Source organism: Pseudarthrobacter sp. Y6, from assembly GCF_050156205.1.
Lineage (GTDB): Bacteria > Actinomycetota > Actinomycetes > Actinomycetales > Micrococcaceae > Arthrobacter.
Genome location: NZ_CP189574.1, coordinates 640656 through 664600, shown reverse-complemented (window position 1 = coordinate 664600; position 23945 = coordinate 640656). Strand labels below are relative to the sequence as shown.

General features: G+C 66.5%; 23 protein-coding genes and 3 tRNA genes. 6 read left to right on the top strand and 20 right to left on the bottom strand.

The features are described 5' to 3' along the window. Positions 1-1287 (bottom strand): ABC transporter substrate-binding protein, encoded by a 1287-nt coding sequence (locus ACQCSW_RS03240; protein WP_426989470.1) that lies wholly within the window; start codon positions 1285-1287, stop codon positions 1-3. Positions 1288-1413: 126 nt separating this feature from the next. On the opposite strand from ACQCSW_RS03240, the gene ACQCSW_RS03235 reads away from it, so the two are divergent. After that, complete coding sequence (locus tag ACQCSW_RS03235) at positions 1414-3267, top strand: alpha-amylase family glycosyl hydrolase (protein ID WP_426989469.1); 1854 nt, start codon at positions 1414-1416, stop codon at positions 3265-3267. A gap of 82 nt (positions 3268-3349) precedes the next feature. On the opposite strand, the gene ACQCSW_RS03230 is transcribed toward ACQCSW_RS03235, so the two are convergent. The 9 genes from ACQCSW_RS03230 to ACQCSW_RS03190 all read right to left on the bottom strand — a co-directional run bounded on the left by ACQCSW_RS03230 (position 3350) and on the right by ACQCSW_RS03190 (position 6720). Continuing rightward, positions 3350-3664, bottom strand: a complete 315-nt coding sequence (locus ACQCSW_RS03230; RefSeq protein WP_426989468.1) for a hypothetical protein — start codon at positions 3662-3664, stop codon at positions 3350-3352. 105 nt (positions 3665-3769) lie between these two features. Continuing rightward, complete coding sequence (locus tag ACQCSW_RS03225) at positions 3770-4381, bottom strand: hypothetical protein (protein WP_426989467.1); 612 nt, start codon at positions 4379-4381, stop codon at positions 3770-3772. Beyond that, positions 4378-4947, bottom strand: a complete 570-nt coding sequence (locus tag ACQCSW_RS03220; RefSeq protein WP_426990609.1) for a DUF6286 domain-containing protein — start codon at positions 4945-4947, stop codon at positions 4378-4380. Before ACQCSW_RS03220 ends, ACQCSW_RS03225 begins: the two co-directional genes overlap by 4 nt. A 74-nt stretch (positions 4948-5021) precedes the next feature. Continuing rightward, positions 5022-5399, bottom strand: a complete 378-nt coding sequence (locus ACQCSW_RS03215; RefSeq protein ID WP_426989466.1) for a hypothetical protein — start codon at positions 5397-5399, stop codon at positions 5022-5024. Then, the gene (locus ACQCSW_RS03210; protein WP_426989465.1) at positions 5396-5587 is read right to left on the bottom strand and encodes a hypothetical protein; all 192 of its coding nucleotides are present in this window, start codon (positions 5585-5587) and stop codon (positions 5396-5398) included. Before ACQCSW_RS03210 ends, ACQCSW_RS03215 begins: the two co-directional genes overlap by 4 nt. Then, a complete protein-coding gene (locus ACQCSW_RS03205; RefSeq protein WP_426989464.1) occupies positions 5584-6066 on the bottom strand; it encodes an Asp23/Gls24 family envelope stress response protein in 483 nt (160 codons plus the stop codon). Before ACQCSW_RS03205 ends, ACQCSW_RS03210 begins: the two co-directional genes overlap by 4 nt. A gap of 293 nt (positions 6067-6359) precedes the next feature. Continuing rightward, a tRNA-Phe gene (locus ACQCSW_RS03200) sits at positions 6360-6435 on the bottom strand. Between the two features lie 48 nt (positions 6436-6483). Next, positions 6484-6557 (bottom strand) — tRNA-Asp (locus ACQCSW_RS03195). A 90-nt stretch (positions 6558-6647) separates the two neighbouring features. Next, positions 6648-6720, bottom strand: a tRNA-Glu gene (locus tag ACQCSW_RS03190). Positions 6721-6888: 168 nt separating this feature from the next. Here ACQCSW_RS03190 and ACQCSW_RS03185 point away from each other — a divergent pair. After that, on the top strand, positions 6889-7938 hold the full coding sequence (locus tag ACQCSW_RS03185; RefSeq protein WP_426989463.1) for a PHP domain-containing protein: 1050 nt from the start codon (positions 6889-6891) through the stop codon (positions 7936-7938). Between the two features lie 53 nt (positions 7939-7991). Continuing rightward, complete coding sequence (locus ACQCSW_RS03180) at positions 7992-8936, top strand: DMT family transporter (protein WP_426989462.1); 945 nt, start codon at positions 7992-7994, stop codon at positions 8934-8936. Between the two features lie 5 nt (positions 8937-8941). Here ACQCSW_RS03180 and ACQCSW_RS03175 read toward each other — a convergent pair whose 3' ends face one another. After that, entirely contained in the window at positions 8942-9571 is a 630-nt protein-coding gene (locus tag ACQCSW_RS03175; RefSeq protein ID WP_426989461.1) for a class I SAM-dependent methyltransferase, read from the bottom strand. A gap of 73 nt (positions 9572-9644) precedes the next feature. On the opposite strand from ACQCSW_RS03175, the gene ACQCSW_RS03170 reads away from it, so the two are divergent. Beyond that, entirely contained in the window at positions 9645-10073 is a 429-nt protein-coding gene (locus tag ACQCSW_RS03170; protein ID WP_111907364.1) for a metallopeptidase family protein, read from the top strand. Positions 10074-10083: 10 nt separating this feature from the next. Continuing rightward, entirely contained in the window at positions 10084-11004 is a 921-nt protein-coding gene (locus ACQCSW_RS03165; RefSeq protein ID WP_426989460.1) for a cation diffusion facilitator family transporter, read from the top strand. On the opposite strand, the gene ACQCSW_RS03160 is transcribed toward ACQCSW_RS03165, so the two are convergent. The 3 genes from ACQCSW_RS03160 to ACQCSW_RS03150 are packed head-to-tail and all read right to left on the bottom strand — an operon-like array spanning position 11005 to position 13327. Next, on the bottom strand, positions 11005-11502 hold the full coding sequence (locus ACQCSW_RS03160) for a hypothetical protein (protein ID WP_426989459.1): 498 nt from the start codon (positions 11500-11502) through the stop codon (positions 11005-11007). Then, positions 11502-12404: a DUF692 domain-containing protein gene (locus ACQCSW_RS03155; protein ID WP_426989458.1), complete on the bottom strand. Its 903-nt coding sequence runs from the start codon at positions 12402-12404 to the stop codon at positions 11502-11504. Before ACQCSW_RS03155 ends, ACQCSW_RS03160 begins: the two co-directional genes overlap by 1 nt. Then, entirely contained in the window at positions 12404-13327 is a 924-nt protein-coding gene (locus ACQCSW_RS03150) for a TIGR04222 domain-containing membrane protein (RefSeq protein WP_426989457.1), read from the bottom strand. The genes ACQCSW_RS03155 and ACQCSW_RS03150 overlap by 1 nt, the downstream gene beginning before the upstream one ends. 263 nt (positions 13328-13590) lie before the next feature. Between ACQCSW_RS03150 and ACQCSW_RS03145 the strand changes: the two genes are divergently transcribed. After that, positions 13591-15054 carry a C40 family peptidase gene (locus tag ACQCSW_RS03145; RefSeq protein ID WP_426989456.1) on the top strand — a complete coding sequence of 488 codons (1464 nt, stop codon included), beginning with the start codon at positions 13591-13593 and terminating at the stop codon, positions 15052-15054. A 61-nt stretch (positions 15055-15115) separates the two neighbouring features. Here ACQCSW_RS03145 and ACQCSW_RS03140 read toward each other — a convergent pair whose 3' ends face one another. The 6 genes from ACQCSW_RS03140 to ACQCSW_RS03115 form a co-directional block, all read right to left on the bottom strand. Next, positions 15116-15922, bottom strand: coding sequence for an ABC transporter permease (locus tag ACQCSW_RS03140; protein WP_354250137.1), 807 nt, complete (start codon positions 15920-15922; stop codon positions 15116-15118). A 94-nt stretch (positions 15923-16016) separates the two neighbouring features. Next, complete coding sequence (locus tag ACQCSW_RS03135; protein ID WP_426990608.1) at positions 16017-16961, bottom strand: ATP-binding cassette domain-containing protein; 945 nt, start codon at positions 16959-16961, stop codon at positions 16017-16019. Positions 16962-17035: 74 nt separating this feature from the next. Continuing rightward, positions 17036-18349: a LolA family protein gene (locus ACQCSW_RS03130; protein ID WP_426989455.1), complete on the bottom strand. Its 1314-nt coding sequence runs from the start codon at positions 18347-18349 to the stop codon at positions 17036-17038. Between the two features lie 97 nt (positions 18350-18446). Then, positions 18447-21233, bottom strand: coding sequence for a PEP/pyruvate-binding domain-containing protein (locus ACQCSW_RS03125; RefSeq protein ID WP_426989454.1), 2787 nt, complete (start codon positions 21231-21233; stop codon positions 18447-18449). Positions 21234-21257: 24 nt separating this feature from the next. Next, entirely contained in the window at positions 21258-22295 is a 1038-nt protein-coding gene (locus ACQCSW_RS03120) for a universal stress protein (RefSeq protein WP_426989453.1), read from the bottom strand. Between the two features lie 258 nt (positions 22296-22553). Further along, on the bottom strand, positions 22554-23771 hold the full coding sequence (locus ACQCSW_RS03115) for an integrase catalytic domain-containing protein (protein ID WP_426989452.1): 1218 nt from the start codon (positions 23769-23771) through the stop codon (positions 22554-22556). Between the last annotated feature and the right edge of the window lie 174 nt (positions 23772-23945).

Below are 23945 nucleotides of genomic sequence, written 5' to 3'. Positions count from 1 at the left end.
CTACGATCCTGCGCCAGCAGACTCGATGGACTTCTGCATGTCAGACAGCGCCTGCTCCACGGGCTTCTCACCCTTGATGGCCGCGTAGGCGTTTTCCTGAATGGCCTTGGTTACAGCTGGATAGAACGGCGTAACGGGGCGCGGCACAGCATTTTCGATAGACGTCTTCAGTACAGGCAGGTACGGAAGCTTGGCCACGAGTTCCTTGTCTTCGTAGAGCCGGGTGAGGACCGGAGCGAGCGACCCCTGCGTGGCGTAGAACTTCTGGGTTTCCTCGGACATGATGAACTTCAGGAAATCAAGCGCCGTGGCCTTGTTCTTCGAGTAGACGCTCACACCGACATTGTGGCCGCCGAGGGAGGAAGCACCGGGGCCGGACTTGCCGGGCAGTGGAGCCAGGCCGAGCTTGTCCTTGACGGTGGAGGAAGCTTCAGTGGTGGCCAGGTTGTAGACGTAGGGCCAGTTGCGGTGGAACAGCAGCTTGCCCTCCTGGAATGCCTGGCGGCCCAGCTCTTCCTTGTACGTGATGGCTTCCTTCGGAATGTTTCCGTCCGCATAGGCCTTGGCAAGATTTTCTAGGCCCGCCTTGGCACCCGCTGTGTTCAGGCTGGGCTTGCCGTCCTTGTCCAGAACGGATCCGCCGGCGGAGTTGATGGCCTCGGAAGCGTTCACCGTGAGGCCTTCATACTGTGCGTATTGGCCAGCGAAACAGCCGATGTTGTTGGCTTTAGCGATGGAGCACATGCTCATCATCTCGTCCCACGTCTTCGGCGGGGTGGGTACGAGGTCCTTGCGGTAGTAGAGCATGCCGCCGTCGGAGCTCTGTGGAGCCGTGTACAGGGTGCCCTTGTAGGAGGCACCGTCCACGACGGGCTTCAGGACATCGTCCGTCTTGACTGCCATCTTGTCCTTGAGCGGCTGAAGCCAACCCTTGGCAGCGAACTCAGCGGTCCACACGAGGTCAACGCTCATGACGTCGTAGTTGACGTTCTTCGCCTGGAAGTTCTGGACCAGGTCGTCGTGCTGCTGGTCCGCGCTTTCGGTCTGCTCTTTGAACGTGACCTTCTCGTTGGGGTGGGCGGCGTTCCACTTCTCGATCAGAGGGCGGACAACGTTACTGTTGTCCTTGCCCTGTACGTAAGTGATGGGCCCGCGGCCGTCCAGGTTGGCGTCGGCATCGGTGCCTCCGCCGCCGGTGGTCCCGCCGCCGCCGCCACCACAGGCGGAGAGCGTCAGGGCCAGGATGCCGGCTGTTGCTGCCGGGAGTAAGAAGTTACGGGATTTCATTGCTTGAGGCTCCTCGCTGAGTGACAAGTAAATAGTAGGTGCGCTTGATGTGGTGACCATCACACTAGTAACGTTGCGGTGAGAAATGCAAGCGTTTACATCAAAACGTTACACGAGAGGAACCAAATGCTCCCCACACCCGTTCCCACCCCCGGTTCCGGCATCACGGCATGGTGGGCCAGCGCTGTGGTGTACCAGGTCTACCCACGTTCCTTCGCGGATAGCAACGGTGACGGGATCGGTGATCTCCCCGGAGTTACGGCGCGTTTGCCTTATCTGCAGCGCCTGGGCGTTGACGCCGTGTGGCTTTCTCCGTTCTACAAGTCGCCCCAGGCGGACGCCGGCTACGACGTTGCCAACTACCGTGAAGTGGCCCCCCTTTTCGGGACCTTGGCGGACTTTGACGCAATGTTGCAGAATGCTCACGGCCTGGGACTCAAAGTCATTGTTGACTTGGTCCCGAACCACACGTCGGACGAGCACGTCTGGTTCATCGAGGCCCTGGCATCCCCACCCGGATCCAGGCAGCGGGACCGCTACATGTTCCGCCCAGGCAAGGACGAGGTCCCCGGTTCCGGCGACGGGAGCCTGGCACCGAACAACTGGAGGTCGATCTTCGGCGGCCCCGCCTGGAGCCGGGTCACAGAAGCCGACGGCACCCCTGGCGACTGGTACCTTCACCTTTTCGACACCAAACAGCCGGATCTGAACTGGACCAACGCAGAGGTGCAGGAGGAGATGCGCTCCGTGATGCGCTTCTGGCTGGACCGCGGGGTGGACGGTTTCCGCGTGGACGTCGCCCACGGCATGGTCAAGGAAGAGGGCCTTCCCGATTGGGAAGGCGTGGCGGCCATGGTGGAAGGCGCTTCCGACGCAGCCCGGGAATCTCATCACATGCCGCCCGGTGACGCCCCCGGCGCGCACACTGACGCGCAGGAGCCCCACCGTGCTGTGTCGCCGCAGTATCCGCCGTCGCCGTTCTTTGACCAGGACGGTGTCCATGACATCTACCGCGACTGGAACCGCGTGCTTGCCTCTTATGACGGCAACCGCATGCTGGTTGCCGAGGCTTGGGTGGAACCGGCGGAACGGCTGGCCCGGTATATCCGCAAGGATGAGATGCAACAGGCCTTCAACTTCGATTTCCTACTGGCTGGCTGGGATGCGGAGCGCATGGCCGAAGCCATCGAGTCATCCCTGGAGGCGGCCGCTTCCGTGGGGGCGCCGTCCACCTGGGTCGTCAGCAACCACGACACCGTCCGCCACACCACCAGGTTCGGGCTGAAGGATCCCACCATCTTTCCCAAGGGCGTCGGGGCCGGGGACGAGCAGCCGGACGAAGCCCTCGGACTGGCGCGCGCCCGCGCTGCCAGCCTGGTTTCCTTTGCGCTCCCCGGCTCTGCCTACGTCTATCAGGGAGAGGAACTGGGACTTCCGGAGCACACCACCCTGCCGGATGGGAGCCGCCAGGATCCCACCTTCTTCCGGACCAACGGCGCGGAAATCGGCCGGGACGGCTGCCGCGTACCTCTCCCGTGGAAAGCGGATGAGCCCGGTTTCGGCTTCGCAGCCACGTTCACCGGCGGGGCACAGAACGACGGCGGCACCTCCACCGGCGGCGAAGATCACGGCATGCCCGCGGCCCCGTGGCTTCCTCAGCCCGAAATTTTTGGCGAATATGCTGCAGACCGGCAGGAGGGCGTCGAAGGTTCCACACTGGAGCTCTACCGCTCCGCGCTGGCGCTTCGCGCCGACCACGGCATTGGATCCGGAACGTTCCAGTGGGCTGATGTCCATCAGCCCACGCGTGGTGTGCTGGCCTTCCACAACCGGGACGTCCTGGTACTGAGCAACCTGGGACCGGCCCCGGTCCCTGTTCCTCACGGGTATGCCGTGGCACTTTCCAGCGCTTCGGATGTTGCTGCACAGGCAGCATCATCCGTGCCGCCCAATTGCACGGTTTACCTGCTGGCCGTCTGACCCGGGACGCACCGCTGCCGGAACATCAAAAGACGCCGCGCTCCCAAAGGAGCGCGGCGTCTTTCCAGGCAAGGGCTACACGCTACTTGCCGCCCTTGAACAGCCCGGCGATCTTAGCGCCAAAGCCCTTCACATTCTCAGTCACATTGCCAGTGAGTTCCTTGGCGTTTTCAGTAACGTCGCCAGCAAGTTCCTTGGCGTTTTCGGCCACGTCACCGGCGAGTTCCTTGGCGTTCTCAGCCACGTCACCGTCGAAGAATTCCTTCACGTTTTCCGCAGCCTCGCCAGCGAATTCCTTCACGCTCTCTGCAGCCTCGCCAGCGAACTCCTTGGCCTTTTCTGCCGCGCTTTCGACGCCTTCGTTTGCTGCTCCGCTGCCAGTTACTTGCTCGCTCATGGTGTTCTCCTAGATTCCCCGGTCATTCCATCCGGACAGTGGTGGTGGCCCTTTGCCAGGCGATGTCCGCCGGCATCGGCACGATCAGATGTCCCCCGCATCACACTAACGGACGCGTTCGGCCCGGCTGAACCGTGTCCTGGCCCCGGCACCGATGTGGATCAGGACAGGCGTCGGCTTTCCCACCACCTGGTCCAAGGCATCCACGAGGGCAGAGACCTCGGCCGCCAGGAGGTGCGGCGCCACGCCCTGGCGCGGCTGGAGCCGGATTTTCAAGGCCGGGCTGCCCTTGACATCGTAAGTTGCCACCGTGGCACCCGCCAGATCGGGCCGTTCCGCCAAGGCGTGCTTCAACGCCTGTTCGGCCACTCCCCCGCTGATCCGCACGTCTCCGGCCACAGTCCCGGGATCGTACTCGGCCACCAGCAGGTTGCTCCGGCCTTTGCCCTGCTGCGCGATCCAGGCAACCATGAGCCCGATCAGAATCACCAGGGCAAGGGCCATCACAATCCAGAGCCAGCTTTCCGGCCGTCCCGGAATGCGGGTGTTATCGAAGGACTGGTTGACGCTGCGCCAGACCGATCCGGACCAGTCATGCCACCAAGTGCCGACTGGTGGAACCGTGGCCAGCAGGACGAGCAGGACGCCTACGGCGAGCAGCTTGAGTCCGAGGATGCCCAGCAGGATCCTGTTGAGGAGTGAGGGTGTGGACGTCATGCTCCAATCACTCCTACGGTGGAAATGTTGACGCGGACGTCAGGCAACGGGACCAGAGACATCCCGCTGAGCTCGTTCTGGACCGCGGACAGCACCGCCGCTTCGGCCACTGGAACCCCTGAGGTGGGGCGCACGTTCACGATGACCTGCCGCCGTGACACCACTACCATGACCTGTTCCGGGGTGACATTGGCGGCGAGCCGCGCGCTGCGCGCCAGGGCGGAGGCGATCACCTCGTCGTCGACCACCACTGCGGACGAGCTTCCGGTACCGTTCAGCACGTGCCGGGCGCGTCTTCCCGGCAGGATGGCGTTGAGCAGGAAAAACAGTCCGACCATGGCTACTACGGCGCCGCTGGCACCGAGCAGCAACGGCGGGATGCCCACCGGAAGTGCAACGATGCGCTCCGCCGCCAGTTGCGGTTCAATCAGCCAAGCCGGCTGTCCGATGGCGTGCACGGCCGATTCGAGAAGACCGTAGCCGGCCAGCCCCATCACCAGGACGGCTGCCAGCGTTGCCACTGCTGCCCGCGAGGAATGGGTTTCCCGGTAGACCACCCTGCGCATGTCGGGTTGCCGGTCAGTCCGGGCGCGGCTTGCTTGCCTCGAATCCGCCAAGTCCTGGTCAACTGATCCACCGCTCACTGGACCCTGCCTCCCTCGATCGGCTTCACGCCGCTGATGCGGATGTCCACCCTGCTGAGACGGGCGCCGCTGAGGGCTGTAACCGTCGAAAGGATCCTGGATTTAGCAGCGACCGTCCGGTCCCAAATGGAACCGCCGAACGCGGTGACCCGGCCGGCATCCCTGAGCACGGTAGCCAGCGGCGGGATCCTGATCGGTGACACCAGAGACAAAGCCAGCAGGCCGTCGTCGTCCGCCCAGTCCGCCCGGACGTCGTGGGGCTCCACACCGAGGGCTTCCGCGGCCGCCGTCCTGGCAAGGCTGGTCAAGGCCTGCGTGCTGATGCGGTTGTGTCCGCTCAGGACCTGCCCCGCGAAGGGTGCCGCTGACGTCATGACGAGGAGCGCCGGCCGGTGATGGCATCCAGGACGCCGCGCAGGTCAAGTTTCCCTTCCGCTGCGCGGCCCAGGAGGGCGCCGACGGCCATAAAGAGGAGCGAGACCAGGAAGCCCCACAGCCCGAACTGGAAGGACATAAACGCTACGAAGGCGCCCATGGCGATCCCCACAACGGTCAGATTCACAGCAGTGCCTCCCTCTCGACGACGGCGACGGCAGGGGCTCCGGCCTTCACCGGCGGCGCCACATAGACATCGGTTATTTCGACGTTCACTTCAATGACCTGCAGGCCGACGAGTTCCTCGACCGCGCGGTAAACGGCTGATCTGACCTGATTGGCCAGGGAATGCAGGGGCGTGCCGTAGGAGGCCACCAGACTGATGTCCACCGCCACCTGCGTCTCGCCGACCTCGGCGCGGACACCGGCAGCATGGTCCGAACTGCCGACGGCGTCCCGGATGGCTCCCAGCGCCCGGGACGGGGTCGAGCCCAAAGAATAGACGCCGGGCACGGCACGGGCAGCGATGCCGGCAACTTTTGCCACGGCGGTCTCAGCGATCACGGTGCGTCCATGCCCGGGCATGGACGCCTGGCTGGTGGCATGGTGGCTGGTAGCAAGCTGGCGCTCGACGCCCGCATCGGGTTGTGGGTTCTGGTATTCCATCAGGCACTCCCCCTTCTGTTGCTCCCAACCCTATCTCTAACGTGAGTTCCGGCGTCGGAATCTGCGGGAGAGTCCGCCTCCTCGCACAAGAGCCCGCCCCGCCCCAGTGCTGAGTTTTTGTCCACTTATTGCCCTGAAAAGCGCGAAAATCGGTGATTATCTGGACAAAAAATCCGAAGGTGGGGTGAAAGGGGAGGGAGGAGAAGGAGGAGAAGGGCGGGAGGGTGGGTTGCCCAGGTGGGTGCCGGGTTAAAGAAGAAAAGCACCAGTTCCGAAGAACTGATGCTTCCCAGTGGTGGCTCCGACCGGCGTCGATCCGGTGACCTTTCGATTTTCAGTCGAACGCTCTACCAACTGAGCTACAGAGCCTAGGTGACACGTCACCTTGACCGCCGGAATTTCTTCTGGCAATCAGAGCGACCCTGACGGGACTTGAACCCGCGACCTCCGCCGTGACAGGGCGGCGCGCTAACCAACTGCGCTACAGGGCCTTGATTTTCTTGCTTCGCGGCATCGCTACCGCTTTTTTCAAGACTTCCAGCTTACCAGACGTTTTCAGCCTGCCAGACCAGTTCCTTGCGTACCCCCAACGGGATTCGAACCCGTGCCGCCGCCGTGAAAGGGCGGTGTCCTAGGCCGCTAGACGATGGGGGCCAGAACCCGTTCGGCACAAAATAAAAGGCTTCGAGCCGAGGCCCTCAGTCTTTTCGTTTTGCAGTTGCTCCGAACTGGACTCTAAAACTATAGGGCCTCGGCGGGAATATCTCAAAATCGGCCCAGAGAGACCTGACCCAAGCGGCCGGAACAGGCGAAGATGGACAGATGGATGCCGTCGCCGCACTCAATGAAATTGCTTTCTGGTTGGAACGGGAACGCGCTGCCACCTTCAAGGTCCAGGCCTTCCGGAAGGCGGCCGGGATCATCGCCGGGCTTGACCCTTCCGAGGTGGCAGCCAGGGCCCGGGACGGCAGGCTCAAGAGCATGAAGGGCATCGGCGACAGGACATACCAAGTGGTCCTGCAGGCCGTGGACGGCGAGGTGCCCGAGTACCTTGAGGACCTGCGCCAGCGCGGCGTGGCACCCCTGGTGGACGGTGGGGCCGAGCTCCACGCAGCACTCCGCGGGGACCTCCACAGCCACAGCGACTGGTCCGACGGCGGCTCCCCCATCCAGCTCATGGCAGACGCCGCCCGCCTCCTGGGCCGCGAATACCTTGCACTGACGGACCACTCCCCCAACCTGACCATCGCCAACGGGCTCAGCGCCGAGCGCCTCACCGAACAGCTCGACGTTGTGGCCGCCATCAACGCCGCCTCCGCAGTTGACGGCAAAGAGGACGGATTCCGGCTCCTGACCGGCATCGAGGTGGACATCCTGGAAACCGGCGAACTGGACCAGTCGCCGGACATGCTGGACCGGCTGGATATTGTGGTGGCAAGCGTCCATTCGAAGCTTCGGGCGGACCGCCCCACCATGACCCAGCGGATGCTCCAGGGCATCCAGAACCCCCAGACCAATGTGCTCGGCCACTGCACCGGCCGCCTGGTGGAGGGCTCCCGTGGCACGCGGCCGCAATCGGACTTCGACGCCCGGGAGGTATTCGCGGCGTGCGCGGAATACAACGTGGCGGTCGAGATCAACTCCCGCCCCGAGCGGCAGGACCCACCGGACGACCTGATCCAGCTGGCCCTCGACGCCGGCTGCCTGTTCTCGATCGACAGCGACGCCCACGCTCCGGGCCAGCTCGACTTCCTCCAGCACGGGGCCGCCCGCGCCGCGCACAACAACGTTCCCGCGGAGCGCATCGTTACCACCTGGCCCCTGGAGCGCCTGTTGGAGTGGTCGGCCCGGGATTGGCAGAAACTCGACTAGACGTGACCGATTCCCGCCAGCTGCCGCCGATGCCGCGGGGATAGATTGGCAGCATGGTTTCAAGCACACCTTCCAGCGCAGCAACCACGGCGGCGCTTCGCCCACCACCGGCCCGTACAAACGCCCTCGGCGTCGCTGCCGTGGTGGTCACCGTGGTGCTCTGGGCTTCGGCATTCGTGGGGATCCGGGCCATCGGCCCCACCTTCTCCCCCGGTTCCCTGACCCTGGGCAGGCTGGCGGTTGCCGCCGTCGTACTCGGCGCACTGGTGCTGCCGCAGCTGGCCAAAAGCAAGGTGCTGCCCCGAGGCCGCGAATGGTGGCCCATCCTGGGGTACGGCGTGATGTGGTTCGGCGGCTACAATGTGGCCCTCAACGCCGCGGAACACCTGCTGGACGCCGGGACCGCCGCCTTGCTGATCAACGTCAACCCCATCCTGATCGCCATCATGGCCGGATTCTTCCTGAAGGAGGGCTTCCCGCGCTGGCTGATTATCGGGAGCCTGGTGGCGTTCGGCGGAGTTGCGCTGATCGCGCTCGGATCCGGCTCAGGTTCCGGGGAACGTTCGACGGCGGATGTGGCGGGCGTGCTGCTCTGCCTCCTTGCCGCCGTACTCGCCGCCGTCAGCGTCATCATCCAGAAGCCGGTGTTGCGGAAGTTCCCGGCGGGCCAGGCCACCTGGTTCGGCATCATGGTGGGGGCAGTCTGTTGCCTGCCCTTCAGCGGCCAGCTGGTGTCCGAGCTGCAGTCGGCACCGCTGCCGGCAACACTGGGCCTGGTGTACCTGGGCATCTTCCCCACTGCCATCGCCTTCACCACCTGGGCCTACGCACTGTCCCTGATTGACGCCGGAAAGCTGGCGGCCACCACATACCTGGTGCCGGGCACCACCATCCTGATCTCGTGGCTGCTCCTCAGCGAAGTCCCCGCCGTGCTGGGCCTCGTGGGCGGGGTGGTCTGCCTGGTGGGCGTGGGCCTGACGCGCCGCAGGTCCCGGTAAGCGGCTCAGCGAACCGCCGGCCGCGGCACTGCCGTACCCGCGATAATCGGCGTGGCCAGGGCAACCGCCGGAGCCTCAAACCTGCTGACTTCCGTGAATTCGAACCCGGCCTCGCCGATGGATGCCACCGTGTTCCGGTTGAGGTGGCAACCCGGCGCCACACATCGGCCCCAAAGACCGTCCAGCCTGTCCTGCCAGCGGCCCGCACGGCCCTGCCCGCGGACATGTTCCAGCACCGCGAGGGTCCCGCCGGGTTTGAGCACCCTGCGGGCCTCCAACAGGGCAAGCCGCTGATCCGGCACCGAGCACAGCACCAGGGTGAACACGACGGCGTCCGCAGCGCCGTCCGGCAGCGGCAGGTGCTCCGCATCGGCGTCGGAAACCTCCACCGGAACCAATGACTCCCCGAGTCGGGAGCTCAATCTGGCCCGCATGTAGCGGTCCGGTTCCACGAGGATTACCCGCTCGGCCTGACGGAAGTGCCGCAGGTTGGCCCCGGTGCCTGAACCGACGTCCACCACAGTTCCCGTCAGCCCGGAGAGCAGCCGCGCCCGGCGCGGAGCGAGCTCCCGGCGCTCCAGAGGGGCCGACAGCCTGTCATAGGCGGCGGCAAAAATGCGATGGCGGATAGACATCCGGCTCCTCACTAGGCAGTCAAGGACGGGTTTCAGTATGCGCGCCAACCCGGCTGCGGACTAGAGTCTGCTTATGCCCGCCAACCTGCCGCCCGGACTGCCCATCATCCCGGACGGCCCGCAAGAGCCGAGTCCGTTTGAGATGTCCGCTGACGATTTCGAAGCCGCCGTCACGGATGCCCTGGGCCTGATCCCCGCCAAGCTTGCGGCGGCCATGGACAACGTGGCGGTGTTTGTCGAGGACGACTACGTGCCCGGCCCGGGCGAGGACCCGGAGACCGTTCTGCTGGGTCTCTATGAGGGTGTTCCCTTGACGGAGCGGGATTCATGGTGGGATGCCGGTTCGTTGCCGGACCGGATCACCATTTTCCGCCAGCCCATCCTGGACATCTGCGGGTCCCGCGACGAGGTGATCCAGGAAGTGGCTGTGACGGTGGTCCACGAGATAGCCCACCACTTCGGCATCGACGACAGGCGGCTGCACGAGCTCGGCTGGGACTAGCCTTATAGGCATGGGACACGACCACAGCCACACACACGGGATCACGGCGACAGGCCGCCACCGCAAGAGGCTCATCGCCGTCCTGGCCATCACACTGGCGGTGGTGGTGGTCCAGGTTGTGGGCGCGGCGCTGTCCGGATCATTGGCCCTGCTGGCGGACGCCGGCCACATGCTCTCCGATGCGGCTGGCGTGACCATCGCACTCCTGGCCGCCTGGATCGCGGGACGCCCGGCGAGCGATCAGCGGACCTACGGCTACCAGCGGGCCGAGGTATTGGCCGCCCTGGCCAACGCGCTGATCCTGATTGTCATCTCGGTGGTCATCTTCACCGAGGCCATCCGACGGATCGGCTCCGCGCCCGATGTCCACACCGACATCATGCTCTTCGCCGCCATCCTGGGCGCCGTAGCCAACCTGGTCTCGCTGCTGATCCTGCGAGGCGCGCACCAGGACAGCCTGAACGTCCGGGGCGCCTACCTTGAAGTGCTGGGCGACCTGCTGGGCTCAGTCGCCGTTATCGTCGCTGCGCTGGTCATTCTGTTCACCGGCTACCAGGCGGCCGACACCATCGCCTCCGTGCTCATCGCCCTGATGATCCTGCCGCGGGCCTGGAGCCTGCTGCGCGATGTGGTGGACGTCCTCCTGGAGGCGACCCCCAAAGGCGTGGAGGTGCAGATGATCCGCGAGCACATCCTCAGCGTTGACGGAGTGGTTGACGTCCATGACATCCACATCTGGACGATCACGTCCGGCGTGCCGGTATTTTCGGCCCACGTGGTGGTGGAGGACGGCGTCCTTAATGCCCGCGGCGCCGACCAGCTCCTGGACAAGCTCACCACCTGTCTGGGCTCCCACTTTGACACCGAGCACTGCACTTTCCAGCTGGAACCCGCCAGCCACTCGGAGCACGAGTCGCGCCAGCACGCCTAGTCAGCGGGGACCGCTCAGCCAAACCCAGCGGCGGTGACTTCCGGCAGCCCACCAACGGGCACCCGCCACACGTACCCGGCGGAGCCCAACCCACGTGGCCGGGATCCGCTCCCCATCCATTCCCGGCGCGGTGTCCATCCGCAGCATCAGAGCCTCCCTGGTGGCAGCTGCGGGAAGGTTCCCCGCCCCATCCAGAAAATCGATCAGGCCGGCACCATCAGCAAAATAGCCAGGCCGAGCTTGGGGCTGGTGCGTAATGTGCCAGCCGAAATACAGGTCCCATAGTGCAGGATCGGCGCGTACGGCGGCCACCAGCGCCGGAAAATGCTGCCCCAGGCCACCCAGCCGTTTCCGGGCCAGCCCCAACCGGACAGCCGACACACGTTCGGGATCAAATCCCTCGGGAACAGGACCGTCGGCCACCAGCGCGGTCACCAGCTCCTGCTGCCGTACGGCCAACGCCGAACGTGCCGCCGCCAGCCTGGATTCCGCCCGCATCAGGCCAGGCCCCGGGCCTGAGCCCCCGGCGTCACGCGCGGAATACCGGCGGCGTCAGCAATAGCGTCCAGCTCAGCAAAGAAGACTTGCTCCGGCGGGAAATTGCCATCCCGCTCCAGCATCAGCGGCAGGGGCCCCGTGACCCTGGCGAGTTCGGCGGCAAGTTCCAAGACTTCCCGGGGTACCGGTTCCTGGTGTGTGTCCTGATAGAGGCCGTCCTGCACCGCTCCGCCGGCTAGGTGGCAGTACGCAATCCGTTCGAGCGGAAATTCAAGGAGGGCCTCCAAGGGATCCCGGCGGTTGTTTACGGCGTTGGCGTACACATTGGCCACATCGAGCACCAGCAGCGCACCTGTCCGCTCCAGCAGTTCGGACAGGAACTGTCCCTCGGTCATGGTGTTGTCCGGCCATTCGGCCAGTGCCGCGATGGGCTCCAGGGCGAGCGGCACGTCCAGGCCGGCCTGCGCCTGCCGCACATTGGCTGTCAGGACCAGCAACGAGTCGTTGTTCCGCGGCACGGGCAACAGGTGGCCGGCTTCAAGGAGATCGGCATGCGGTGCCCCTGCCGGGACCTGGCCGCCGGAGCGGACGAAGGCGATGTGCTCGCTGACGAACGGAGCACGGACAGCCTCTCCGGCTTTCCGCAGGTGCGCCAGCCGGGCTGGGTCCACCTCGCCGGCGGACCCCAGGGACAGTGAGATTCCATGGACGACGACGGTCGCACCGCCGTCGATCAGCTCTTGCAACGGTGCCGGGACCTCGATGCCCCGGCCGTGATTGTGCAGATTTTCAGCCACTGCCTCGACAAAGGACAGGCCTGACAGCCGCGCGATGGGTCCGGCCAGGCCCGGCCGCCAGCCGATCCCAAGGCCGGGCGATAGCAACCCACCGTCAGCCACCATCAGCCACCACAGCCGCCGCCACCACAGCTGCCGCCGCCGCTGCAGGACGAGCTGCCGCCGCTGCCCGAAGATGAGCCCGAGGATGACACCGGGTCCCCGTAATAGGTCCCCGCTCCGGCACCCGCGCCGGCCGCCGGAATGCCCATGGTGGCGGCGTAGGCAGGTGCGGCCACCCACAGGCCGGCAGTGCCAAAAAGCGCCGCGCCCAGCGCAACCCGTGCGGGGAAGGCTCCGGAGTAACCGGCCGGCCTGTCGGGCCGGAGGTCCTGGTTCTGCCGCCGGAGTTCACGAAGCGATTGGATACCGGGATGCGTGATGGTGGGGATTTTTAGGGCCAGGACAAACAGGGCGAAGAGGCCTGCGATGACTGCACCCACCAGGTCGGTGGTTGCGCGGCCGTTCAGCATGCCCGATACCACGCGCACCACACCGAGAACCAGAAGCAGGATGATGGCCCATTTCAGGACGCGAAGGACAAGCATGACGCCGCGGCTGCGCAACAGCCCGAGCCGGGCCAGTCGGGCGTGGCGGTCGTGGAGGCGCCCCTGGACGGAGGCATCGGCGCTGCAGGACTTAGGAGTGGCCGCTGCGTTCGCTGCGGCGCCGGAAACAGCCTGAAACAAGGGATCCTGCCAGTTGGCGTCCAGGAATCGCCGGTCTTCCGGCGACAATTGTCCGCTGCTTGGGTTAGTCCAGAGCCAATGGCTGACGGCCACCGCGTGGAGCGGGCCGCCGCTCAGGTAGGCCAGATCGAGCGGAACCAGGGAATGCGGGTCAACCTTTCGCCGGAGCGGGAGCAGACCGCCTGTGAACAGGCGAAGCAGAAAAATACTTACTCCCAGCAAAAACCCCGACGTCACGTACCACGCCAGAAAGTCTGGACCTTCGATGCCCCATGTCGGCTCCACGGCTAGCTCCCCCATCGCTGTAATACTGCCCCCAATGCTACGGCCCCGACGGCGGTTCGGGCATGGAGAGATCTACCCTGCGGAGGGAGTCGATTCCCCGACACGCCGGACCAGATGTGCCGGAATTACACTCTTGTTGTTTATGTTATTGATGTGACCAGTGTTGCCAAAGTGCACACGCTCACGTAGCCTCGGACTGCTGGGTGATCGGCAGAGGGGCTCCTTGTACCGCCACCAGACCTCGCTCCCCCAGCCTTACTACGTGCGAGGTTCTGCGAATGGGTTTGACCGGATCCGGCCTTAAGGCCGCCGTGCTCTGCACCGCCGCCGTACTTTTCGGCACCATGGCCCTCCCCGCCCACGCAGCGCCGCTGCCGCAGGCTCCGAGTCTCCAGCGCCCGGCGTCGCCGGAGCTTCCCACCCCGGAGGACATCGCCACAGCTAAGGCGAGTGAACGCGCGACGGCGGATCAGGTCGCCATCATCGAACGCCTCCTCGCAGACGCCACCAGCGCCCAGCAAGCCACGTTTGCCTTGTCGCTGCAGGCCAACAACGCCTACGGCGAAGCCCTGGTGGAACTGCAGGACCGCAGGATGGCGGCGGAAGTGGCCACGGCCAAGGCCACCGCTGCGACGCACGAGCAGGACAGGACCCGGAAGCAGGTAGGCCAGCTCGCCGGTGACCTCTACCGCAACGGCGGGCTGAACCCTACGCTGGGCACGTTCGTCAGCGGCAATGCGGAAGCCTTGCATCAGGCCGCGACGCTGGAAGCCATTTCGGCCAGCCGGAGCCGCGCCTTCGAATCGGCCGCATCCGCAGCGTCCGCAGCCCAGTCCCTGACGGCCGCCGCCGACGACGCCAACCGGGCCGCTGACGACGCCGCCCAGAAGTCCGAAGCCCGCAAAGAAGAGGCCGAACAAGCCAACGCCACCCAGGCCAAGGCCGTAGCCGAAGCCGCGGCGCAGCGGACAATCCTCGTGGATCAACTCGCCCAGCTGCGGAACACCACGGTGGCCCTCGAATCGGCACGCATTGACGCCTTGGACCGGCAGCGCGAGGAGGCCAGGCTCGCCGAACTGACTGCGGCTGCTGATCGGGCCGCAGCGGCGCAAGCAGCAGACCGGCCTGCCGCCGGACCGGCCGCCGGCGGGAACCTGCCGGCGGAACCTGCTCCAGCACCCGCGCCAGCCCCAGCACCCGCGCCAGCTCCAGCACCCGCGCCAGCCCCAGCACCCGCGCCAGCTCCAGCACCCGCGCCAGCCCCAGCACCCGCGCCAGCTCCAGCACCCGCGCCTGCACCGGCCCCTGCACCTGCTCCGGCGCCTGCGCCTGCGCCTGCTCCCGAGCCAACACCAGCCCCAGCGCCGGGCGGGTCCAACGAGACAGCCATCTCCGTGGCGATGTCCAAGGTGGGGGCGCCGTACTTCTACCACTACGGCGGCACCGGCCCCAACGGCTTTGACTGCTCCGGTCTCGTGCAAACGGCCTTCGCCGCCGCGGGCAAGTACCTGCCGCGCACCGCTGCGCAACAGTACGCGGCAGCTCCCGTTCACGTGCCGATCTCCCAGGCACGACGCGGCGACCTGCTGGTCTGGGGCTCAGCCCCGGGCTTCTATCACGTGGCCATCTACCTGGGCAACGGCCAGGTAGTGCAGGCGCTGAACCCGGACGAGGGTATCGGCGTGACCCAATTGAGCTGGATGGCCGGGATGCAGCTCCACCCTTACGCAGCCCGCTACTGACCCGGCCAGGGCCCCTGTCCGTGACTCCAGTCTCAGGGATCAAAGCGCAGGAAATCCAGACTCAGGACAGAACGTCCTTGGTGACGAACCGGCCATAGGCGAGCGCCCCGAACGCGGCCACGTAGCCTGCTTGCAGCACCGCGTTGCTGGCAAAAGAGTCCCACAGCACCGGCTGGCGCAGGACGTCAGCGAAGCCGAACCAGTAATGCGTAAACAGCCAAGGATGCAGCCATTCCAACTGCGGCAACTGGTCCAGCACCTGCGAGACCACTGACAGCACCACTGTGGCGGCCATGGCGCCGACGGGTACCACCGTCAGGGTGGACAGGAACAGGCCGATCGCCGAGAGTCCGGCCAAGGACACCGCAAGATACGCAGCAATCAGGACCAGCCGCAGCGCGGCCTCAGGGGGCTGGACGACGTCGCCGGACAGGAGCGTCACCGGCCCGACGGGGAACAGCGACGCTCCGATCGCCGCCCCGGCAAGGGCCACCGTGACGGGCGCGGCCAGGCAGAACGCCAGCGCTCCGGCGTACTTCACCAGCAGCAGGCGCACCCGCCCGGCGGGCGCCACCAGCAGGTACCGCAGCGTGCCCAGGCTCGCTTCGCCGGCGATGGTATCGCCCGCCACCACCCCAATGGTCAGGGGGAGGAACAGCGGGACGGAGACCAGCATCGCCGTGACCGCCACAAACAGCCCGTTCTGGCTGATCCGGTCCAGGAACGCCGGTCCCCTCCCGGGAGGAACGGATGACGAGAACCGGACGGCGACGGCGATCAGCACCGGTATCGCGGCGAGTGCCACCAGCATGGCCGCGGTCCGGCGGCGCCGGAATAGCGTCTTCAGCTCAGACGCCAGCAGGGACAGGCTCGACGGCGCACCCGAACCACTTTTGGCGTCGGAACCACTGCTGGCATCGGGAACGCTACGGGTTACCGGAAAACTGCCGGCCTCAGAAGCACTATTGGGCAATGTCGAACCCCTCCCCCGTCAGCGCAACAAAGCGCTCCTCCAGGCTTTCCCGCTCAACGGAAAAGCCCCGGACCCGCACCCCGGCCGCCACAAGCTCCGCCACAATGTCCTCCGGGGCCTCAAGCCGGGACGCAGCCGCGACGGCGGTCAGCACGTCCCCGTCCGGTTCAGGTGTTCCCTTTCCCGGGGACATGCCCAACCGCAGCAGGACCTCACTGGCCGTCCCGGCGTCGGGCGTTAAAAGGCGGATCCGGGTCTCGCCTGCCTGGCGGAGCTCCGCCAGCGGCCCCTGGGCCACAAGCCGTCCGGCGCTCATGATGGCCGCGTGCGTACAGATCTGTTCGACCTCCGCCAGGAGGTGGCTGGAGACGAAGACGGTGGCACCGTCCGCGGCCAGCGACCGGACGAGGCTCCGCACTTCCCGCGTCCCCTGCGGGTCCAGTCCGTTCGTGGGCTCATCGAGCACCAGCAGTTCCCGCGGCGACAGCAGTGCGTTGGCGATCCCCAACCGCTGCTTCATGCCCAGGGAGTAGGCATGGACCCGCTTGCCGGCGGCGTGTGAGAGACCCACCCGCTCAAGCGCGGCAGCAACGCGGGCGGACCGGCTAGCGGGCGCCGCGTGCCGGCTGGCGGCGTCCAGGCGGTGCAGGTTGGCGGTGCCGGAAAGAAACGGATAAAACGCCGGCCCCTCCACCAGCGCACCGACGCGTGGCAGGACCTCGTGCAGGCGCTGCGGCATCCGAAGCCCAAGGACGCTAACGGTTCCGGCCGACGCCGCGGCGAGGCCCAGCAGCATCCTGATTGTGGTGGTTTTGCCGGACCCATTGGGTCCCAGGAAGCCAAACACGGCGCCGTGGGGAACGGCGAGGTCCACGTTGTCGACCGCCAGCTGGTGGCCGAAACGCTTGGTTAGGCCTTGGGTCTCGATGGTCAGCCCGGCCGTTGCGCTCCCTCCAGCGCTGGTCCGGGCGGCGGCTATCCCGGCGCCAGCCGTCCCCCCGTCCGCGGTCACGCCGCGCCGGCGGCGGCCTGCAGCCGCTCCGCCGGGACCATCCCCACAAAGATCCTGCCGTCGTCGGTCAGCAGGACGTTGAGCAGTGCCGTGGACAGGAGCCGTCCGCCGGGCACGACGACGGCGGCCTGGGACAGGAGCGGATCCTTCAGCAATGATTCAGTCCAGGCGGCCCCCCGCCCGCCGGGTGCCGCAGGGAACCCGATCACGGCTTCCCAGCCTTTGCCGGTCACCGTTGGCCGGGGTGCATCACGGTGCCGCAGGCTAGTGTCGGTGCCGGGAATCTTATCCGGGGCGGTGGGCTGTTCCGGCGCGGGAACCTGATCCGGAGCTGTGGGCTGATCCGGGCCGCTGTCCGGAACTACTCCGGGCGTAATCCCACCGGGAACGGGCGGTAGAGCCGGCATGCCGGGCTGGAGCGGGAGCGGTGGTACCTGCAGCTCCTTGACCGTGGCGCCTGGCGGGGCAACGAACGTAAACACCGAGTCGTCCGGGACCGCCAGGGACAGGCTGGTGAAGCCAGCCTCGAAAGCCGGTTTTGCCTGGCCGCGTGCCATCACCGATACCCGCAGCGGCATTCCTGTCTCGCCGTCGACGGCGATGGCAACTTTCTCAACCAGCGTCCCCTGCGTCCTCGGCGCCAGTACCAGGCTGTACGCCGACCGGCCGGCGACTTCGACGTCCGGACCCACGGTCACTTCGGTCGAGCTGTCTACCGCTGCGAGGAACTTCCGGGCCAGGTCCTCGGGCGTCGGCAATACAGGTGGGCCCGGCAGGATAGGCATGGGCAGAACGGGCGACGGCAGGTCCGGGGCCGGCAGGTCGCCGGGCAGTGCGGGAGCTTCGGGGACCGGCAGCGGCAGGTCCCTGGCGAACGCCGGCAAGGCCAGGTGGGCGGCGCTGTTGTCCTTGGAGTTGTAGAACCACACGTCGCCGTCCCGCCGGATGACGTCCCGTTCAGCCAGCCGGTCCATCACCTGGACCCGCATCTTCGTTAGCCCATCCGTAAATATCCGGGCGCTGTGCTCACCGGCCAGGAACTCCAGGATTGAGGCGGCGCCACCAGCCGAGACCGGTCCGGACGTGGGACCCACAGCGGGCAGTTCGGGCAGGCCGAGCTCGGCGGATTGCTCGACTGTTCCGGAGAATGACCGGGTGCTGTGCTGGCCCAGGAGGGTCAGGACCTCAGCCGGAGACTTTTGCGGCAACGGATCGCCGGCCCGCGCCGGAATGGATCCCACCAGCACGCCGGCGGCGATCACTACAGGTACAGCTGCGGCAGGCATCCATCGCAGCCATGCGCGGTTCATGCCAGCCCCGCTTCATCCTTGGAGCCCATACTTCAGGTTACGCCTGGGGACCGCCGCGCACACGTTTCTTCTGGAAGTCATGCCGAGGGCACTCCGGCTACGAAGGCACCACAGTACCGGCGCCGCCGTCGACCGTTATTTCCTGCCCGGTGGAGAGCCGAAGCGTGGCGTCCGGGACGCCCACCACCGCCGGGATGCCGTACTCCCTGGCTACCACGGCCCCGTGGGAATTGGGCCCGCCCATCTCCATCACCAGTCCGCCCGCGGTGAGGAACAACGGTGTCCAGCCGGGGTCCGTGGACGGCGCCACCAGGATTTCTCCCGGTTCCAGGTGCGCGCCCACCGGGTCGAGGATCACGCGGGCAGTCGCCGTGACAACACCGGCCGACGCCGGGCTCCCGGTCAATGCGCCGGGCACGGTGGATGCCGCCGCAGCGTCGCCGGATGGTATGGCTTCCGGTTCCGTGCCGTCTGACAGCAGCACCCGGGGTACGTGGCGCCGTTCGAGTTCCAGGGCGTAGTCCGCGCGCCGCCGCTCTACCAGGTCGCGGAGGTCAGCTGTCCCTGTTCCGGAATTGAAACCGGCCCTGGCTTCGTCCAGATCCAGGAAAAAGATGTCATCCGCCTCGGCTACCGCCCCGGAAGCGGCCAGCGCTGTACCGGCCAGGGTCAGTTGTTTCCGCACTTCGGCGAGGCCCACCACCAGCTGATACTTGGGCAGTTCGCGCAATCCGGCGAAAAGTCGCGCCCGCCGCAGCGCCGCCCGGACCACCGTCCCGCGCAGCCGGCCGCGGCTCCGCGCCTCCGCCACGAGGCGGTCAACGCAGGCTTCGGCTTCTTCTGCGGCGTTGCTGAATTGGGCATCAGGCGCCAGCGCGGAACCCTCGAGCCGGAGATAGTTGGCCAGGACACCCAGGATGTGGGTGGAGTCATCGGACCAGCGCGGCATACCGACGTCGATCTCGGCCACGGCGCGGTGCCCGTACTGGCCCATAAACCGCGCCAGCCCGGACTGCAGCACGGCGGGCAGTTGGCCCGTGCGGAACTCTTTGGCCAGCTCGGCGGGTTTCCGGTCCGTCACGGCGGCGCGGGAACCGCCGTCGTTCCTAATCACCTGGGCGAGGCGCCACAGCTCCAGGTCCATCTCGGTGGTGACGTTGTTAGGCAGCCCGCGGAGCACAACCTGCAGGTCATCCCGCCGCCCGCCGCCCAGCAGTCTTCCGGCGAGTGCCAGCGCAGCGAAACCGAGCGCCGGGAGCGGCAGGATGGACGGCACCACCGAGAAGATGCGCGTGCCGAGCAGGTGTTCGGCGTGGTCCAGTCGCTGCAGCGGGGTGAGGCCGGCGGGCGGTTCGAGGGAGTCGGCGAACTCGCGCGCCCGCCGGTTGGTCCGGCGGAGGGCCGCGTCCGGGCGGAAGGCGGCCCGGAGCAGCGTCTCCGGAACCCTGGCATGCACCGCTGCAGGGACGACGTGCCGCAGCAAGCCCAGCGGCGTCCGGCGGGTCACCGAAAACCGCGGGTCCTCGAAAACCCGGCGCAGCACCGTGGCCGAGCGTGCTTCCATCACGTCAAAGACCCGGGGAACGATCCGCCGGCCGGTGGTGCTGCGGGCCACGGCGGTCAGGTCGAAGTAGATGCGCTGGGCCGCCACGGCATACTGCGACGGACCCTTGCGGGGCTCGGGCACATCGAACTGGGCCGCGCGGGCCACCGAGGAGGCAATGAGGCGGAAGGCTGACAGGCCCATGGGAGTGATGGGGCGGACCAGGCCCTGTGCCAGGCTGAAGCAAAGGTAAACGCGCGTGCCCTCCCCGTCGGACGCCCGCTGCGGGACGGGGAACAGCGTGGTGATGGGCCGCGACTGTGTCAGCCAGAGGCGCCCGTCGCCGGCGATGGCCCATTCAATATCCTGCGGCGAGCCAAAGTGATCCTCCACCCGGCGGCCCAGGGCAGCCAGTTCGGCGGCCTGCTTGTCCGTCAGGCAGGCCGCGGCCCCGCCATTGCTGATGGCCAGCGTCCGGGTGCCGCCGCCGGGGATCGGCCGGACCGCGATGCGTTTGTCCCCAAGCCGGCGTTCCAGCACGCGCCCGGTGAGTGGGTCAACGACGAAATGGTCCGGGTTCACCGCCCCGGACACCACAGCCTCCCCCAGCCCCGGGCTGGCATCGATCACGGCCTGGTGGCGGCGGCCCGTCAGCGGGTTGGCGGTAAAGAGCACACCGGCGGCGGTGGCATCCACCATCCTCTGGACTACCACGGCGAGCGCCACCGCGGCCGGGTCGATCCCCCGGCTTGCCCGGTAGCTGACAGCCCGGTCCGTCCAGAGGGAGGCCCAGCATTCACGCACGGCTTCCACGACGGCGGCAGACCCCACCACGTTAAGGTAGGTGTCCTGCTGGCCGGCGAAGCTCGCTGACGGAAGATCTTCCGCAGTGGCCGAGGACCTGACGGCTACCGGAACGTTGTCTCCCAGGGCTGCATATGCCTGTTCTACGGCGGCGGCTATCGCACTGGGGACCGGGGCCTTTCGGATCAGTTCCCGGGCCCGGGACGCCAGTGCAGCCAAGGCGGGGAGGTCGCCGTCGGGCGTTGCTTGAAGAGTCTCATGGACCTGGGCGAGCGGGCCGCCCCTTCGATGCGCATCCACGCCGGTGTACCCGCCCGCGGCGGCCCCGACCGCGGTGACATGGCCCGCGGCCGCCTGGCCAGTGGTGGCCTCGCGGTAGGCCTCCGTAGTGAGGCAGAAGCCGTCCGGCACGGGCAGGCCAGCGGCGAGCAACTCCCCCAGGTTGGCCGCTTTGCCACCCACCAGGGGAACCATTGCTGCCGTGACTGCCTCCAATCCGAGGATGGGAGGTGTGCTGCCGATGTCAGGCATTTTCATGCCTCCTGCTGCGAAGGTGAGGGGTTATGCGGCGCCGGGGATGGGTCCGTACTGCACCCGGTCCGCCAGCCGCGGATCGTCGCGGTCCGGAACCACCAGGACCGGACTCTTGGCATGGTGGAGCACGCCACCGGATGTGGAGCCCAGGAGCATGCCGGTGAACCCGCCACGGCCCCGGGTACCCACTACTACGAGCTCCACGTGCCGGCTGGCCTCCACCAGGACGTCCACTGCCGAGCCATCCAGCAGTTCCGACTCCACGGAAAGGTTCGGGTAATGGCTCTTGAGCCACGCCATCCCCGCGTCAAGTTGGATCCGGATGTCATCAAAGAGGGCTTTGCGGTCCATGGGGGCCGGGACCCAGGCCAAGGAACCGCTGAACTGCGGCACCGCACAGATCACGCGCAGGGTTGCCCCGAGCCGTTCAGCCTGGTCGGCGGCCTCCAGCACGGCGATCCGTGCCTGTTCGGACCCGTCCACGCCCACCACTACAACGTTTGCGACTTGCTTATGCCCTGGCTTGGCCTGCTCGGCCTTGATGCGCTTGTCTTCGGTGGTTTCGCCCAGCCGGTCCGAGCACACCAGCGGCACCGTCACCGTGGGGCACTTGGCGTGTGCCGGCAGGGCGCTGCTCACCGAGCCCAGCAAGCGGCCCACAAATCCGCCACGGCCGCGGGTGCCGAACACCAACAGATCAGCTGTCTCGGACATTTCCAGGAGCACGCCCGAGGCGTCTCCGTTCTCCACGGAGCCGTCAACCTCGATGTTGTAGCCGGAAACTTTGTCCAGCGCCTGCTTGACGATCGCTTCAGCGCCCTCGCGGATCACGGAATCATCCACGGTGGCGTACCCGCCATCCAGCCCGGACGCCGCAAAAATCGGTACTGAATACGCGGTGACAATATGCAAAGGCCGACGGCGGCGCTCGGCTTCCCGGGCTGCCCACACCAAAGCGCACTGGCCGTGGTCGGAACCGTCCACCCCCACAACAATCCCCACCGGAGCCGCCGAATTTCCGGCCCTGTCCTGTTCCGGATCCGGATGCAACTCATGTGCGCCCATGGGGCCGCCTCCTCGCGATACTGCCTTATGTTGCGGCTATTCTGCCAGACGCGGCGCGCTCCGCCCGCACCGGCCTCGATGTGGGCCCCGACGGGCTGGAGAACCCCGCTTCCGCTTCTCACTATTCTCGGTCCGTGGACACTTAGCAAGCGGCCGAGGGCCGCTGGATGGCCGGTTATCCACAGCCCGCGGCGAACGGAACGGGAAGCGTATTCATCGCGGAGAAGAATGTTTGTGTTTGGGCCCCGGGGAATCATGTCAAGATGCCCGCGTAGCGTTTATCGAAGAATCATTTGATTGTGCCCGGATGGTCGGTTGGCTTTTGGGGCCTTGCTTTGCCGTGGTGAGGGTGAGCAGTTCGGAGCATAGGGCTTGAACCTGACGTTGGATTGCCGCGGGATTCAGGGGCTTGTTCTCCCGCTTCAACTTCGCCTTCACGCTTGGCCGGACTGCGCCTTCGTCGGCCAGGACCCGCGCGTACGGGGTCGCCGGCCGGTCATACTTCTTGGTGATCTTTGCGCCGGTCCGGATCTTCTGGACGAGTTTCTGCTGGGGTCCGAAGTGATTGGTCAGCCGCCCCTGCAACGCCCAGATCCGGTTCAGCAGCTCGAGTTCGGCGGCCGTGTCGTAGCGGTGGTATCCGACGGTTTGCCGGACAACATGCCAGTTCTTCTGTTCCACATGCGCGCCGTCATTCTTGTTCCCGGACCTGGACCTGGTGAAGGTCAGTTGCTCCTGTTCACACCACCGCAGCAGCCCCCAATTGATGAACTCGCTCCCGTTGTCCGAATCGATCCCCCGGATCGGGAACGGGAACGCCGCGGTAGCTTCCTTGATCGCGGCGAACACCCATTTCTGGGCCTTGTTCCGCACCGACCGGGTCTCGGTCCACCCCGTGGAAATGTCAGTGATCGTCAGGGTGAAACAGAACTCACCCCTGGAATTGCCGCCCTCGTGCCCGACCAGATCAATCTCCACAAACCCCGGCACCGCATCGTCCCATTCGGCCCAGGTCCGCATCGGGATGGAGTCCTTGAGCAGTGTTCCGGGCTTGGTATGGGAGCGGCCCCTTGGGTCGAGTTTCCCCCGGTCTGCCTTGAGCCGGCGGTCGATGGTGGCCGGGGCGATCTTCAGCAACAACGCCGCCGTCCCGTCCCCGATCATCAGCTCCTTGAACCGGCGCAGCCGCGGCACCAAATCCGGCAGCGCTGCTGCCAGCAGACGCCCGCACGGGGTGCCCTGCACGGCCCAGCAGAACCGCAGCGCCTCGATCACGTCTTCCCCGTAGACCGGGGCCCTGGCCGGCCGGGACTTGACCTGCTTAAGCACCAGCGCCTGGCGCAGCGCCTTACGCGCATGGTCACGGTGCCACAGCGTCAGGGCACACAGCTCGTCCAGGATGGTCTTCTTGCCCGCACGGTCCGACCGGGCATATCGGAGGGCGGTGGTTTTCGTGACGGCCTTGCGTTCGCTCATCGAAAGCTCCATGGCTCACAGTGCCGGGCCAGCGGATACCACCCCAGCAGACGCGCCGCTACGCGGGCATTACCAAATGATTCTTCGATAGCAGCTACGCGGGCATCTTTGATGAGTCAACGCGTGGGCTATCCACGGCCCTGAATGTTCTGTAGTCTTCGAGGCATTGCCGGT

Excerpts from the sequence above, each read along its gene's own strand:
- ACQCSW_RS03185 (WP_426989463.1), top strand. The coding sequence starts at position 6,889 with ATGGATGCCGTCGCCGCACTCAATGAAATTGCTTTCTGGTTGGAACGG.
- ACQCSW_RS03155 (WP_426989458.1), bottom strand. The coding sequence starts at position 12,404 with ATGGTGGCTGACGGTGGGTTGCTATCGCCCGGCCTTGGGATCGGCTGG.
- ACQCSW_RS03225 (WP_426989467.1), bottom strand. The coding sequence starts at position 4,381 with ATGACGTCCACACCCTCACTCCTCAACAGGATCCTGCTGGGCATCCTC.
- ACQCSW_RS03215 (WP_426989466.1), bottom strand. The coding sequence starts at position 5,399 with ATGACGTCAGCGGCACCCTTCGCGGGGCAGGTCCTGAGCGGACACAAC.
- ACQCSW_RS03240 (WP_426989470.1), bottom strand. The coding sequence starts at position 1,287 with ATGAAATCCCGTAACTTCTTACTCCCGGCAGCAACAGCCGGCATCCTG.
- ACQCSW_RS03125 (WP_426989454.1), bottom strand. The coding sequence starts at position 21,233 with ATGAAAATGCCTGACATCGGCAGCACACCTCCCATCCTCGGATTGGAG.
- ACQCSW_RS03170 (WP_111907364.1), top strand. The coding sequence starts at position 9,645 with ATGCCCGCCAACCTGCCGCCCGGACTGCCCATCATCCCGGACGGCCCG.
- ACQCSW_RS03220 (WP_426990609.1), bottom strand. The coding sequence starts at position 4,947 with ATGCGCAGGGTGGTCTACCGGGAAACCCATTCCTCGCGGGCAGCAGTG.
- ACQCSW_RS03205 (WP_426989464.1), bottom strand. The coding sequence starts at position 6,066 with ATGGAATACCAGAACCCACAACCCGATGCGGGCGTCGAGCGCCAGCTT.
- ACQCSW_RS03175 (WP_426989461.1), bottom strand. The coding sequence starts at position 9,571 with ATGTCTATCCGCCATCGCATTTTTGCCGCCGCCTATGACAGGCTGTCG.
- ACQCSW_RS03115 (WP_426989452.1), bottom strand. The coding sequence starts at position 23,771 with ATGAGCGAACGCAAGGCCGTCACGAAAACCACCGCCCTCCGATATGCC.
- ACQCSW_RS03235 (WP_426989469.1), top strand. The coding sequence starts at position 1,414 with ATGCTCCCCACACCCGTTCCCACCCCCGGTTCCGGCATCACGGCATGG.
- ACQCSW_RS03130 (WP_426989455.1), bottom strand. The coding sequence starts at position 18,349 with ATGAACCGCGCATGGCTGCGATGGATGCCTGCCGCAGCTGTACCTGTA.
- ACQCSW_RS03145 (WP_426989456.1), top strand. The coding sequence starts at position 13,591 with ATGGGTTTGACCGGATCCGGCCTTAAGGCCGCCGTGCTCTGCACCGCC.
- ACQCSW_RS03180 (WP_426989462.1), top strand. The coding sequence starts at position 7,992 with ATGGTTTCAAGCACACCTTCCAGCGCAGCAACCACGGCGGCGCTTCGC.
- ACQCSW_RS03230 (WP_426989468.1), bottom strand. The coding sequence starts at position 3,664 with ATGAGCGAGCAAGTAACTGGCAGCGGAGCAGCAAACGAAGGCGTCGAA.
- ACQCSW_RS03160 (WP_426989459.1), bottom strand. The coding sequence starts at position 11,502 with ATGCGGGCGGAATCCAGGCTGGCGGCGGCACGTTCGGCGTTGGCCGTA.
- ACQCSW_RS03150 (WP_426989457.1), bottom strand. The coding sequence starts at position 13,327 with ATGGGGGAGCTAGCCGTGGAGCCGACATGGGGCATCGAAGGTCCAGAC.
- ACQCSW_RS03165 (WP_426989460.1), top strand. The coding sequence starts at position 10,084 with ATGGGACACGACCACAGCCACACACACGGGATCACGGCGACAGGCCGC.
- ACQCSW_RS03120 (WP_426989453.1), bottom strand. The coding sequence starts at position 22,295 with ATGGGCGCACATGAGTTGCATCCGGATCCGGAACAGGACAGGGCCGGA.